Below are 13,374 nucleotides of genomic sequence, written 5' to 3'. Positions count from 1 at the left end.
GCACGTCGCCCTTCAAGAGACAATCTTCTTTTCAGAACCGGATAAAATCAGAATACAACCATAAGATTTCAGCCAGCAAAGCAACCGCGGAAAGAAAAGCCAAGACCCAGATAAGTCTGCTCCATTGAAAAACCTTCCATCCATCAAGCATCCCAAACGGAAGCAGGTTCAAAGCAGCAATGAAGGCGTTGAAAGCCGCGGAGAACAATGCCACTTCAAAGAAGGGATTGCTCCAAGGGATTATGAAAGTAAACGCGAAAGAGACAGCGCATATTGTCAGATTTGTGACGGACCCGGAAACTGCGGTTTTCCCAATTGTATCTTTACCAGCAGATCCAGCAATCATTACTGCTCCTGGAGAGATGAATTTGAAAGGCAAAACAATCGATATCAAAGTTAGAAGCGCTCCAAAAAGCGTCAAGCGAAACTCAGCCCACAACCCGTAACGTTGAGCAACAAACTTGTGCGCCATCTCATGTACAAGAAAGGAGCCAGTGAAAACAGCCACCAATACTGCCACAATGTGTGGTGGACTATCCACAAGACTCAACCCCAAAAACGAAAGCCCCACACCAGAAACCAACAACGCACTCAGCGCCAAGTCTCTAATCTCAGTTGGGCTAAACCTAAACCTCAGCGCGCCTCGCCGAGACTGGTACGTAACCTTAAACTCATATGACGGCGGTGCCTCCTCCTTCGGCGTTTTCGCCCTCCAAATCTCCGAGCAATTATGGTTTTCTGGTAAGCGATGCTCACCGCAGAAAAGCCCACTACAGAAAGGGCATTTGAAGGGTAAAACCTCTTCCTTGCCGCACCGCTGACACTTCAAATAATCCTTCAACCCACAAACTTGGAGTTATCTTGTCATTTAAGCCTGAACTAATAGGCATTTAAGCAGGGTGCTCAGCCTCCGCCAACCGGCGGCAGAATAGCCACTTGATCGCCATTGTTCAATTGTGTTCTCAGGTCATTCATGGTTGTGACGCTTTGTCCGTTAACCAAGACCTGTAAGTGCCCTCGCACGTCGCCTAACTCGTCAAACATGTAGTCGTCAAAGTCCTTTCCATACTTCTTAGACAACTGCTTCAGCACAGCGTTCACGTTGATGGGCTTGGAAAACTCGATCTGTTCCTCTTTCTTTCCAACGATCTCCCGCAGCGTGGTGAAAAACTTAACACTTACTTTAACGGTCAACTTGTCTTCCGCTGAAGCCTATTCAGCTTTGTTAACGGTTTGGTTGATGCTCTCTTCCATTGTATGTCCATGCACATATACAAGGGCTTTCTTAATGCCCGCCACCGTTTTGGCAGTTGTCTTAATGTCCAAGGCGAATTTGAAGGCAATTGGGCAGAAGGGGCTGGTGGGTACAAATTCAATTTTAATCACGCCTGGCTCCTGTTCTTTCACGCTTTGAATTAGCTCCATCTGTCCAAACGTTAAGCCGGTTTCGGGGTCGATGATTTTTTCAACTTCGCTTTTGACTTTGGTTTCCAGTTCAGTCAAAGCTCATCCCTATGCCTTGAGCCTAAACCTTAGAGGCGGCGGCTTTAATAACATTGCGATTTTGATGCATACGCCAGCTCAAAGCCATGGTTTTCGGATGCGAAGCCTTAACCTCGTCCAGCCGAGTTATAGCCGCGTTGTAGGGTGCATTCTTAACCAAGTTGGGATCAGAATAGGCTTCGTCAGAAATCTGCCTCAAAGCCTCAACGAAGCGGTCCAACTCTTCCTTTTCAATGGATTCAGTTGGCTCAATCATCAACGCCTCCTCTACAACTAACGGAAAATACGTGGTAGGCGAATGCAAGCCATAGTCGAGTAGTCTTTTGGCCACATCCGCAGCTCGTACACCCGTCTCTTTGCTCATAGGCTTCACGCTGAAAACGCATTCATGCTTTCGTGGACGACCTTTCGCATAAGGTAGCTCAAAGCCTCGAATCTCGCTTAGCTTCTTAACCAAGTAGTTGGCGTTCAACACCGAAATCTCAGCCGCTTCCTCCAAGCCTTCAGCTCCCATGCTCAAAATGTAAGCGAAAGCGCGCAGCAAGACTGCCACACTGCCATAGAAACCTCGAACCTTGCCCACACTCTCAGGTCGGTTGTAATCCAAGTGGTAACGCTTGCGCTTCGTATCATAGGCGATTTGAGGCACAGGCAAGAACTTGGCTAACTCCTTGCAAACGCCTATTGGACCCGCGCCTGGTCCGCCTCCGCCGTGAGGTGTCCCAAAGGTCTTGTGTATGTTAATGTGCACTACGTCGTAGCCCATGTCACCTGGACGCGTCTTACCCATGATTGCGTTGAGGTTGGCACCGTCATAATAGAGCAAGCCACCAGCCTCATGAATGATATCAGCGATTTCAGCGATGTCTTCCTCAAAGATTCCCAGCGTATTCGGATTTGTGAGCATCAAGCCAGCGGTTTTTTCTGAAACTGCTGCTTTCAAAGCCTTCAAATCCACTGTACCATTCGAATTAGAGGGCACGACGACGATTTTGAAGCCAGCCATGGTTCCGCTCGCAGGATTAGTGCCATGAGCTGAATCTGGCACGATCAGTTCAGTTCGCTTGTCAGAGTCACCGTTCCGTTTGTGGCAAGCTCGCATGAGCAAGGCGCCGAGCAATTCGCCGTGTGCGCCAGCTGACGGTTGAAGGCAAACTTCGTCGGTGCCCGTGATTTCGGCAAGCCACTGAGAAAGCGTGTACAGGATTTCCAGTATGCCCTGAACAGTCTCTTCACTTTGATCCGGGTGAAGCTCGCTTAAGCCAGTGGCTCCAGCCAACAAGTCGTTGATTTTTGGGTTGTATTTCATCGTGCAACTGCCCAAAGGATAGAAGCCTGAATCAACGCCATAGTTCATCTGTGAAAGCCTAGTGAAGTGGCGCACCACCTCAACCTCTGAAAGCTCGGGCAACCGGGGCCGTTGACTACGCCTAATGGATTTGGGCAATGTGTCTGCAACGTTGCCAACGAGCTTGCCCACATCATCATCAACGGTGGGCAGAGTGCATCCTCGTCTGCCTTTGCCCCCAAGCTTGAAGATGACTGGCTCGTTCCACTGCGCTTGTCTGTACAAGGGTTTCACCTCTTCCTCCCTAAGACAGCTTTCAGGCTTTTTGCTAGGCGGTCGATTTCGTTTCTGGAGTGAGTTTCTGTGATGCAGTAGAGCGAGGTTTGTCCAAGCTCTGGGAATTCCTTCGAGATGTCTTTGCCTCCGTGGATCTTATGCTGTTTCAAGAGTGCCTCATGTATGGTGTGAACTTTCTTTCCGGTTTTGTCAAAGTTAACTGTGAATTCTTTGAAGTGTGCTGAGCTGAATAGGGGCGCTTTGACGCCTGCCATCTGGTTTAGTTTGTGCATTGCGTATTGTGAGCGGGTCATTATGGTTTCGCCGAGTTCCCTTAGACCGTCTGGTCCGAGTAGAGCTAGGTACACGGTTGAGGCAACGGCGCATAGGGCTTCGTTTGTGCAGATGTTCGACGTTGCTCTTTCGCGGCGTATATGTTGCTCGCGAGTCTGCAAGGCCATGCAGAAGCCTGTTTTGTCTCCCTTGAGCGTTGTAGTCATGCCGATGACGCGGCCTGGCATCTGTCTAATTAGCTCTGTTTCGCCTTTGCAGGCGAATAAGCCGAGGAGTGGTCCGCCGTAGTTGAGGTGGTTTCCGAGGGGTTGTCCTTCGCCTATGGCTATGTCGGCGTCGTAGTCGCCTGGTGGTTTCAGGATTCCGAGTGAGGTAGGGTCGACGCCCACGATGAATAATGCTCTACGGTCGTGGGTTATTTCTGCGATCTCGTTGACTTGAGATTCGATGAATCCTAGGTAAGATGGATTCTCTATGTAGACTGCGGCGGTTTTGTTTGAGACAAGTTGCTTTAGGTTTTCAATGTTGATCAAGCCGGTTTCTCGGTTGTATTCGGCTTTTCTTATGTGCATTTTGAGTGGCTCAACGTAAGTTTGGAGAGTGGCAAGTCTTTCTGGGTGTATGAGTTTGGGCACGATTGCTTCCGTGCGGTTGTTGACGCGCACGGCCATGCGGACTGCTTCGCCTAGGGCTGAGGCCCAGTCGTACATGGATGAGTTGGCGGCGTCCATGGCGGTTAACTCGCATATCATGCTTTGATACTCGAATAACGCCTGAAGCATGCCCTGTGAGATTTCGGGTTGATAGGGTGTGTATGAGGTTAGCAGTTCGCTTCGTTGCATAATGTTGTCGACAGCGGCTGGAACGTAGTGTGGCCAGCAGCCTGCGCCTAGAAAAGTGGGCATGTCGCGTGTGCTTGTGTTCTTGCTTAGAAGAGCCTCAACGTGTTTTTTGACCTCTTGCTCTGACATGGCTTTGGGCAGGTTTAGTTTCCGTTTTAGGCGGAGTTTTTGTGGCACGTCAGAGTAGAGTTCGTCTATTGCCTTGATGCCGATTTGCTGCATCATTCCTCGTTTGGTTTCCGGCGTAGTGTTGGGTATGTATGGGTGAGCGTGCGTTTTGGGCAAGTGTGGCTTTCACCGAGGGCTGGTAGAACGGTAGTATTTCGGCTGAGCGGGTTTTAAGTTATCGCTTCATTGGCGCGGGCTAATCGGAGCGCTGTGAGTTGGCTGAGCATGGCGACCTGTTCTGTTGAGAGGTAGTTGCTGATGGTGGAGTCGAAGAGCATGTTGGCTGAGGCTGAGAACTCTGGTGACGCGGCGCGCAAGATGACAACGAGAGGCACAAGTGGTAGAGCGTGGATTTTCGCTGAGCAGTCGCCGTAGTCTAGTTTCTCGGCGTCAAAGAGCTGCGCGGCAGTCCATAAGCGCTGGACGTTTGATCCGAAGATGCGTTCCAGTGGCTGCACGGCGCGGCGGATGAAAGCTGCATTGTAGCCTACGCCTCCGGGCACTTGAGAATAAGAGATCAGCTGCTTGGTTTCTGGGGTTGGTTTGGCGTCGGCGTATCCTGAGAGTATGCAATAGATTGTTGGTTTTGCTTCGGGGTATGGCTGGTTTCTCATTTCGTCCTGCATTTCTCCAGTTTCGAGTGATAGCGCCAGTTTCAGAAAATGCAGGTTTGTTGAGTCTGGGAAGCCTAGTCTGCCTCGTAGCGTTTTGAGTTTGTTCTTGCATTTTTCCCATGTCCAAATGTCGGCGCCCATTCGACTGTGTTCCTTGCTGAGTTTAGCTTGGCATGAGTGTTTTGAAAATATTTAAGTGAAGGTGGTTGCCTTTAAAGGATGGTTCGTTAACGTTCGTGTATGATTGGATGGAGAGTGAGCTTGATGCAAAGCGATTATAGGGAGCTGCTTAAACGTGCGCATAGTCAGTTGCCGCGTGAGATTTTTGAGCATAAGCGGTTTGAGGTTCCTAGGGTGAGAAGTGGGAATATTGGTATGCGCACTTACATTGTTAATTTCAGGGAGATTGCTGAGGCGATGAATCGTGATCCTCTGCACTTACTGCGTTATTTGTCTCGGGAGATGGCTACTGCGGGTTCTATGGATAGTGCTCGCGCGATTTTTCATGGGAAGTTTAAGAATGACAGTTTGGAGAGTTTGGTTCAGCATTATGCGCAGGCGTATTTGATCTGTCCTGTGTGTAAGCGTCCGGACACGAAGATTGTTAAGGAGAAGCGTTTTTCGTTTTTAGCCTGTGAGGCGTGTGGAGCAAAATCAAGCGTTAGAACCATTTAGAACAAGAGTTCTGGGATGATTTAGAGAAAGAAGGGTTAGGCGGTTTACATCATTCGGTTCGTGTAGAAGCGAGCTTGGGCTTCCGCCTTGGCCCATTCAGCTTCCATCTGTGCAGCGTCGGGAGCTGCTTTCCATCCGTTTCGAGTTATGGTTGCCATGTTGTTTCACCTCTTTGTGTTGTTTTTTTGTCTGATTGGGTGGATGGGCGTTGGAGGGTATAAAAGGCGACGCATATGGGGAGAACGCATTTTGCGGTTACAGGTGGGGCTCATCGGTTGTAGCCACAAGTTGTTAGTTTCACGAGATTGTGCGGGAAAAGAAATTTCGGAAGAAGAAGGTGCCATTTCCCTTTAGCCTTCTTCTACCTTTGGTGTGGCAGAGGCTGTGTGGACATCGTCGTCAGAGTGTTCCCGGTGACATCAACAAGTGTGAGCATTGTGTTTTTGGGGTCTGTTTGGGTTTTTGTATGATGCTGTGGGTTCTGTTTGCGCGCTGTCTTGCGTCAAGTTTAGGCATGGCTTCGTCAACGATGGCGTTGTGGAGCTGGTTTCTGTTTCAGATGTTATTAACTCACGCTTAGAATCAGTAATAATACCGAGGTTGTTTGTCGGCGGCTGAGTTCCTGTTTGGAAGTAGTCTGTGTCTCGTGTTTGTTGAGAACTACTTCTATGTTGTGCTGGAAGGCTTGGTTGCATGGAGATAAGGGGTTCCGAAAGCTATATTGTCGCGTTTATGCGTATTTCAACATGGAAATAGCAGTGTAGATGGCAATGATGTTGACGGATGTTTACGTGAACGTGCGCAGACACGGCAACCAGATTATTTTAGCCGCTTGTGACTGCAATTTGTGTGGTAAGACGTTGCGTGATGGTAAGATTGTGTTTGAGGTTCGTGAGGATTTCTATAAGGGTATGAAGGTGACGGTTGAGGAAGCCCTTGATTTGTGCAGGCAGTCATCTATTGTGAACATGGTTGGCAAATGTATAGTGCGCCACGCTGTTAAAGCTGGGTTGGTGCATCCTGATGCCGTTCTGAAGATAAATGGGGTGCCGCACGCGCAAATAGTCAAAATATAGTGCATTGTTCACGAATCGTTCGTGGATGTTTCCTTGGGGTTTTGCGTTTTCAAGCCTGTGGTGCGGACGTTTTGGGTGACGATTATTTCTTGTTTTGTTGGTTCGTGTTGTGGCTCAGGGTTTGCTAGGTTTAGGTATTCTTTCTCGGGTAGTCCGGGTAGAATTGGTGGTTCTCTGGGTTTTTGGTGTTGGGCGGTTCGTTCTCTGTTTATTTCCTCTTGGACTGCGGTTACGAGTTGTTGTACTTCTTTTCGTTTGAAGGCGAGTGAGTATAAGTGTACTCCTATGGCGGCGATTATGTTGAACCATCCTAGGGCGAATATGATTTTTGTTAGGGTCCAGTAGGATTCTGCCCAGTTGCGGTTGAATTGGAGGCCGTAGTCGTAGAGTTCGCCGTGGACGATCTGGTCTAGTAGGAGCATGCTTATCATTGACATCATTGAGGAGGCTGCCATTAGGACGACTACCAGTGAAATTGGGCTGGCGTCAGTGGATTTCGTGGCGAACCACCTTTTATTGATACAGTTGGTTAATCTCTTTGCTTTTCTTGGTCGATTAGGGTTGCGTCTTGGCAATATGAAGTTCAGATAAGGATTGAGCTGAATGCAGGGTGCTAGGCTGTGGCTGTGTGTTTGGAGGTTGCAGCACCTGTTGTGCAATGCGTGCAGACCCTGCGCATATGATGGCAAGCCCGGTGGGACCGGTGTTTAGGTTATGTCTAGGAGTTTCTCGTTGCATGAGGCGCATGATTTGAGAACGTTGAGCATGGGTAACTTGCCGTTGACCTTTGGGATCTTGTCAGGCTTACACCATGATTCTCCGCAGGATTTGCAGATATAGACTTTGGCTTTGTCAGTCTGCTCACCTGTGTGTCTGATGGATAGGTAGCCGATGGAGGCGATGATGATCATGGTGATGCCGAGAACTCCTAGGCCGAGGCGAATGGTTGTCCAGTAGGGTTGTGCCCAGTTGGTGTTGAATGTGAGTCCGTATTCGTAGAGTGTTTTGTTCACGATGAGGTCTAGTTGTAGGAATATTAGTGCGGCGGATGCCAACAACGTGTCTGCAAGTAGGAATGGAGCGAGTGGCCAGAGCCATTTGCTTTTCATAAATTAGTAAGCATCCCCTGAGGTAGAGGTTTGCGGTCAATAAAATATGTGTTTTGGTTAACCGACACAACTGGGAACTGTGTACGGTTAGGGTTAGTATGGGTGCTGGAAAATTTTTTTGTGGTGAAAGTTCTGTTTTTCTGTTGGTGTTTTGGGTTCTGTTCTTGCTTTGATTGATGGGTTGGGGTCTGTTGGCTCGTGTTTTGTGGTGACTTTCAATGTTGGCATGCGTGACGTTTAATGTTGGTATGCGTGACGTTTGAGTATGTTGAGCGGCTCTGCGGGAAAAGAAATTTCAAAAGAAGAAGGCACTATACCCCTTACACCTTCTTCTATCATGTTGCTGGATATTTAGCTAATGTTGTATGTGTCCTTTCTCGATTAGGTAGTCTCGGAGGGCTGTTCTCCATTCTCTCATCGTTATGCCGTTTTCTTGCAGTGGTATGCTTTTCAGAGCTGAGAATCTTGGTCTTTGAGCTTTGGCTTGTAGTTGATTTGTTTTTGAAGGCGTGAGAGTGGGTTTTTGGCCGGTAGCTTTGAATATTTCTGTGGCGAATTCAAACCATGTGCAGTATCCTTGGTTCGTTGCGTGGTAGGTTTCGAATGGCAGTCTGTTCTCAATTATTTTTCTTATTGTTTCGGCTGCGTCTTTGGTGTATGTTGGGCTCATCCACATGTCGTCCACTACGCTTATGGTTTCGTTTTGTTTGGCTTTTGATATCATTGTTTCGACGAAGTTTCCTCCTTTTCCGCTTGCTCCTGCGGCTCCGAACAGGCTCGCAACTCGGATGACATAGTACTTGGGGTTTTGCTTTGTGTAGAGTTCGCCTGCTAGTTTCGAGATTCCGTACGTGTTGATTGGGTTTGGCGTGTCGTCTTCTGTGTAGGGCTGGTTTTTGGAGCCGTCAAAGACGTAGTCTGTGCTGATGAAGATGGTTGTGGCGTTGAGTTCTTTGGATATTGTTGCTATGTTTCTGGCGCCTATGGCGTTTACCGAGAATGTTTTTAGGGGTTCTTCTTCGCATTGATCTGTTTTGTGGAATGCTGCGGTGTTTATTATGATGTCTGGTTGGTGTTCCTTTAGAATTTGGCAGCTGTTGTGGTCTGTGACTTCTAGGTTTTGGTGTGTTAGGCTTGTGATTTGATGTTTATCGTTGAGCGTCTTGACGAGGTCTGTGCCGAGTTGTCCTGTTGCGCCGATTATGGCTATCTTCATAGAAGTGCTCCGTTGATTTCGGTGTTCTTCAGGAAAGCGTGCATTTCCAGCAGGTGTTTGTACCATTTGACCGTTATTGTTTTTGGGTCGTCTGGGTTTAGTTTTCCTTCTTTGAGTGCGTCGAATACTTCTTTTGCTCCTTGGTTTAGGGTGTGGTTTGGTTTGAAGTTTAGTGTTTTTTGGATTTTGTTGTAGCTTACTTTGTAGCTTCTGTTGTCCGGTGAGCCGTACCATTCGTAGTTGAAGGGCATGTTGATGGCTTCTGCTACGAGTTTGGCTAGGTCAAAGATTTGGATATTTTGTTCGTTGCTGCCTGTGTTGAAGATTTGGCCGTTGACTAGTTCTGGGTCTGATTCTAGGGCTTTTATGAAGGCGTTGGATGTGTCTTTTACGTGTATGAAGGGGCGCCATTGTTTTCCGTCTCTCATTATTGGGATTTTGCCGTTTTTGAAGAAGCCTAAGACCATGCCGTTGATTGCGAGGTCGAATCTCATTCTTCCGGATGCTCCGTATACTGTGGCTTGTCGTAGGGCAGTTACTGTGAAGTCTCTGTCTGCTAAGGGCAGGATTTCTTTTTCAGCCATTAGGTTGGCTTTTGCGTATGTTGTTAGTGGGTTGGGTGCGGATTCTTCTGTGATGAGATCTTCTTGAAATCCGTAAATGCTGCAGGTGCTGGCTAAGATGTACGTGCGAACGCCGTGTTTCTTAGAGAGTTGGGCGACTCTGACTCTTCCTTTGTGGTTTATTTCTAGGGTTTTTTGTGGGTCTAGTTCACCGGTGGGATCGTTTGAGAGTGAGGCTAGGTCGAGTACTGCGTCAATTCCTTTTAGAGTTTCAGGTTTGAACCATCTTATGTCGTCTTTTATCAGAGTTATTTTGTCGACTATGTCATTGATTGGGTCGTAGCCGAAGAAGAGCCTGTCGAGACATGTTATGTTGTAGCCTTTTTCTAGTAGGAGCTTGCATAGAATTGAGCCTATGTAGCCGGCTCCGCCTGTTATTAGAATTTTCATTTTTTGTCGCCTGTTATTTGTGAGGTGGGTAGAACCAGTCCCAGGGCTTGTTTGTGCGTGGGTCGTCTTTTTTGCCGTTTATTTCTTTTGGAACTATTGTTGGGTCGTTCCATGGTCTTCTTTCTTCGTCTGGTTGTGTGTAGTTGTATAGTTTTGTGACGAAGTATATTGTGATTGAGGGTTCGTTTCCAACGGTTTGAGTTCCGTGCCAGTAGTGTCCAGGGATTCTTATTGCTTGGAGTTTGTGTTCGCTGGCTATTATTTCATCGAGTTTTTGTGTTTTGTCTTCGTAGGCGCAGATTTTTACTGTGCCTTTGGCTACTACGAAGTAGTCTATTTGTCCTTTTAGGTGTCGGTGCCATGCTCTTATCATTTCTGGGTAACTGTAGGATAGGTTTGCTTGGGTTATCCAGTCGTTTTCGAGTAGGTCTTTCCAGTCTTGTCGCAGAATTTCTGAGAAGAATCCTCTTTCATCGGGGAATTTCTTAAGCTCGAATATTCTTATTCCGTCTTGCATAAAAGGCGCCCTTGAAGTTACGTGCATTCGGTTTTTCTTGTATCTTTGCTGAACATCATATTAAGATTGCCTATCGAACAAAATCTGTTTTCAGGCGTGCAATTAATTGCGATTTCTGGCTAAAGTTTACGCAAACAATAAAAACTTACTGTGTAAACTGTCTTTAGGGTGTTCTGATTTGAAGGGTGTTATTTTGCACGGTGGGCATGGGACTAGGCTTAGACCTTTAACTCACACTGGGCCTAAGCAGTTGATTCCTGTGGCGAATAAGCCGATTTCTCAGCATGTGCTGGAGAGTTTGCGGGAAGCTGGGATAGTTGATATCGCGATTGTGCTTGGTGATGTTTATTCTGAGATGGTTAAGGAGTATTATGGGGATGGAAGTAGGTTCGGTGTTAAGATAACTTATGTTTATCAGGGTAAGCCTCTAGGGATTGCCCATGCTGTGGGTTGTTGCCGGGCTTTTGTGGGTGACGATCCCTTTGTTGTCCATCTTGGTGATGACTTGATTAAGGGAGGGGTTTCGAAGTATGTTGAGGAGTTTAAGAATTCTTCTTATGACGGGATGGTTCTTCTGTGCAGAGTTGATGAGCCGCACCGCTTCGGTGTAGCCGAGTTCGACGGCGGTGGGAATCTTGTTAGGTTGGTTGAGAAGCCGAAGGAGCCATTGAGCGACTATGCTCTGAGTGGGGTTTACTTTTTTAGACCAGCGTTTTTTCAAATGATTGAGAAGTTGAAGCCTTCGTGGAGAGGCGAGTTGGAGATTACGGATGCGATTCAACTTTTGCTGGATAGCACGGGAAATGTAGGTCACAGGTTTGTTGAGGGCTGGTGGAAGGACACTGGGACTCCTGAGAACATTTTAGAGTCGAATAGACTGATTCTGGACGAGCTGAAGTGTGAGATCTTGGGCATTGTGGAGAATGATGCGTCAATTCAGGGCAGAGTGTATGTTGGCAAGGGCTCGGTGATCAAGCATGGAGCAATTGTCAGAGGACCTGCTTCAATTGGGATGGATTCAATCGTTGAAGGAGGCGTGTATGTGGGTCCTTATACGAGCATAGGTAACAATGTGGTCATCAAGCGGGGAGAGATTGAGAATTCAATTATCATGGACGATTGCGTTGTCGAGGTTGATGATAGGATTACGGACAGTCTTGTTGGCCCACATTCGGAGATTCTTAAGAATCAGACTCACAAGCCAAAGGGTTACAGGTTTGTGATCGGTGAACGATCGAAGATCACGATATAGGTTTGGGTCTATTAGTATGAGTGGTTCAAGGTCTTTTGTGAGCGGTAGGTTTCTGGGTTTTTGGGTTTTTTTGCTAGGTTTTATTCTGAGGGGCTTGCCTGAGTTATTGAGTGGTCCTTATCCTGTTGGCTTTGATGTTTTGGCGGGTTATGTTCCGGCTGTGATGGCGCTGCCTGATGTTTCCCCTATGAGGTTATTTGGCTGGGCTTGGTCGCCTTTAGCCTTGGTTTTGTTGTGGTTCATCCGGCTGTTAACTGGTGTTGACGTTTATCTGTTGATGAAGGTTGCTGGTCCTGTTTTTTATGGTTTGTTTGTTGCTTCTTTTTATTATATGGTTTTGAAGGGGCTTGGTTGGGGTGTTAAGAAGAGTTTTTTTGTGGCTTTGATTTTTTTGTTGCAGCCTGCGGTTTTGAGGACGGGTTGGGATCAATTTCGCGAGGAGTTGGGGTTGGTTTTTTTCTTTCTTTTGTTAGCTAAGACTAAATGCGACGTTGTGGGCAGTGCGAGATCCAAGTCTCTAACGGTTCTTGCTTTTTCTTTGCTGATTGTGTTTTCGCATCAGCTTGTGACGATTCTATTGTTGGTTGTAGTTCTTTGGCAACTAGTTGACCCGTTAATGAAGAGGCAGGGTTCTTTTTGGAAGAGTTTTGTTGTCTTCGTTCCCGCTGCTTTTGTTTTTGTTTGGCAGCTTTATAGCCAGTTCGTGAATCCGGGCTTCAGTTCTCATTTTGCTCCCATTCAGTTGCCTAATGGCACTGGCAATTTCATTTTCACTAATTATTTTCTTAGTGATCCACGTTTTCTAGATGGAGATTATTGGAAGGTATTGAGTTATGTGACCAGTCTATCGTTGTATGTTGTTGTTCCTTTGGTTCCCATTGCCTGGAAAGGATTTTCTAAAGATAAAGTTTTTACTCCAATCTTGGTTTGGTTATGTGCAGCATCTTATGGCATCGTTGTATATCCCGCATATGCCTTTTCGAACTATTGGTGGTGGACCTTACTGCTGCCGGTTCCTTTAACGGTCTACTTTGGGAAAGGTCTTGAGAATCCTAGAATTTTCAGTAACACAAAACTCTTCAAGACAGCTGCTGCAGTTTCTGTTTTGTTAGGTTTGTTGGCTTTTGGTTATGCAACATCCAATATTCGTATTGGTTATTTCCACTCTAATTCCTACATTCCTTCAGGGCTTGTTGAGTCTTCAATTTCTTTCGGGGACATTCCCAACATAAGAAATGCGATGGAATGGATAAATGATAATGTACCACTAAACTCGCAAGTAATTGTACAAGAAAAATTCCACGGATTAGCCTTTATTTTCTTACGACGCGACCTGAGAATACTTGTCGCTCCCGCTCTGATGAATCTAAGTACTGCAATCAACATTATCAGTTCAAGTGAACATTCAGCTTACGCGCTGTACTATATTGATGATATAGGAAATAATACCAGTATTGAAGCCTTGGTGACAACAGATAGGCTGGGAGTATGGTATATTAATCTTATAAAGTGATTGAATTTGCTCCTAGAA

The 13,374-nt window shown here is 46.9% G+C and carries 15 protein-coding genes; 4 read left to right on the top strand and 11 right to left on the bottom strand.

Features of this window, described 5'->3' with window-relative positions; genetic code table 11:
- Positions 1-31 precede the first annotated feature (31 nt).
- The 6 genes from VJ249_10130 to VJ249_10105 all read right to left on the bottom strand — a co-directional run bounded on the left by VJ249_10130 (position 32) and on the right by VJ249_10105 (position 5,126).
- A complete protein-coding gene (locus VJ249_10130; protein HKZ94917.1) occupies positions 32-841 on the bottom strand; it encodes an AN1-type zinc finger domain-containing protein in 810 nt (269 codons plus the stop codon).
- 62 nt (positions 842-903) lie between these two features.
- Entirely contained in the window at positions 904-1,194 is a 291-nt protein-coding gene (locus VJ249_10125; GenBank protein HKZ94916.1) for a ubiquitin-like small modifier protein 1, read from the bottom strand.
- 18 nt (positions 1,195-1,212) lie between these two features.
- Positions 1,213-1,503 carry an iron-sulfur cluster assembly protein gene (locus tag VJ249_10120; protein ID HKZ94915.1) on the bottom strand — a complete coding sequence of 97 codons (291 nt, stop codon included), beginning with the start codon at positions 1,501-1,503 and terminating at the stop codon, positions 1,213-1,215.
- Between the two features lie 22 nt (positions 1,504-1,525).
- A complete protein-coding gene (gcvPB, locus tag VJ249_10115; GenBank protein HKZ94914.1) occupies positions 1,526-3,076 on the bottom strand; it encodes an aminomethyl-transferring glycine dehydrogenase subunit GcvPB in 1,551 nt (516 codons plus the stop codon).
- Between the two features lie 5 nt (positions 3,077-3,081).
- A complete protein-coding gene (gene gcvPA, locus VJ249_10110; GenBank protein ID HKZ94913.1) occupies positions 3,082-4,488 on the bottom strand; it encodes an aminomethyl-transferring glycine dehydrogenase subunit GcvPA in 1,407 nt (468 codons plus the stop codon).
- A 53-nt stretch (positions 4,489-4,541) separates the two neighbouring features.
- Positions 4,542-5,126, bottom strand: a complete 585-nt coding sequence (locus tag VJ249_10105; protein HKZ94912.1) for a DUF3786 domain-containing protein — start codon at positions 5,124-5,126, stop codon at positions 4,542-4,544.
- A 123-nt stretch (positions 5,127-5,249) separates the two neighbouring features.
- Between VJ249_10105 and VJ249_10100 the strand changes: the two genes are divergently transcribed.
- Both VJ249_10100 and VJ249_10095 read left to right on the top strand, forming a co-directional pair.
- Positions 5,250-5,660, top strand: coding sequence for a translation initiation factor IF-2 subunit beta (locus VJ249_10100; GenBank protein ID HKZ94911.1), 411 nt, complete (start codon positions 5,250-5,252; stop codon positions 5,658-5,660).
- 764 nt (positions 5,661-6,424) lie between these two features.
- Positions 6,425-6,736: a DUF424 family protein gene (locus VJ249_10095; GenBank protein ID HKZ94910.1), complete on the top strand. Its 312-nt coding sequence runs from the start codon at positions 6,425-6,427 to the stop codon at positions 6,734-6,736.
- Between the two features lie 8 nt (positions 6,737-6,744).
- On the opposite strand, the gene VJ249_10090 is transcribed toward VJ249_10095, so the two are convergent.
- The 5 genes from VJ249_10090 to VJ249_10070 all read right to left on the bottom strand — a co-directional run bounded on the left by VJ249_10090 (position 6,745) and on the right by VJ249_10070 (position 10,591).
- Complete coding sequence (locus VJ249_10090; protein HKZ94909.1) at positions 6,745-7,191, bottom strand: hypothetical protein; 447 nt, start codon at positions 7,189-7,191, stop codon at positions 6,745-6,747.
- A 252-nt stretch (positions 7,192-7,443) separates the two neighbouring features.
- On the bottom strand, positions 7,444-7,845 hold the full coding sequence (locus VJ249_10085) for a hypothetical protein (GenBank protein ID HKZ94908.1): 402 nt from the start codon (positions 7,843-7,845) through the stop codon (positions 7,444-7,446).
- A gap of 355 nt (positions 7,846-8,200) precedes the next feature.
- Positions 8,201-9,061: a dTDP-4-dehydrorhamnose reductase gene (gene rfbD / locus VJ249_10080; GenBank protein HKZ94907.1), complete on the bottom strand. Its 861-nt coding sequence runs from the start codon at positions 9,059-9,061 to the stop codon at positions 8,201-8,203.
- Positions 9,058-10,074 (bottom strand): SDR family oxidoreductase, encoded by a 1,017-nt coding sequence (locus tag VJ249_10075; GenBank protein ID HKZ94906.1) that lies wholly within the window; start codon positions 10,072-10,074, stop codon positions 9,058-9,060. Before VJ249_10075 ends, rfbD begins: the two co-directional genes overlap by 4 nt.
- Positions 10,075-10,087: 13 nt before the next feature.
- Complete coding sequence (locus VJ249_10070; protein ID HKZ94905.1) at positions 10,088-10,591, bottom strand: dTDP-4-dehydrorhamnose 3,5-epimerase family protein; 504 nt, start codon at positions 10,589-10,591, stop codon at positions 10,088-10,090.
- Positions 10,592-10,769: 178 nt separating this feature from the next.
- On the opposite strand from VJ249_10070, the gene VJ249_10065 reads away from it, so the two are divergent.
- Together VJ249_10065 and VJ249_10060 are read left to right on the top strand one after the other, a co-directional pair.
- Entirely contained in the window at positions 10,770-11,843 is a 1,074-nt protein-coding gene (locus tag VJ249_10065) for a glucose-1-phosphate thymidylyltransferase (protein HKZ94904.1), read from the top strand.
- Positions 11,844-11,880: 37 nt separating this feature from the next.
- On the top strand, positions 11,881-13,356 hold the full coding sequence (locus tag VJ249_10060) for a hypothetical protein (GenBank protein HKZ94903.1): 1,476 nt from the start codon (positions 11,881-11,883) through the stop codon (positions 13,354-13,356).
- Positions 13,357-13,374: the final 18 nt, after the last annotated feature.

The organism is Candidatus Bathyarchaeia archaeon, from assembly GCA_035283685.1.
Taxonomy (GTDB): Archaea; Thermoproteota; Bathyarchaeia; order Bathyarchaeales; family Bathyarchaeaceae; genus DATETJ01.
Note: the sequence above shows the minus strand (reverse complement) of the source record. Positions and strands in the feature narration are given on the sequence as shown.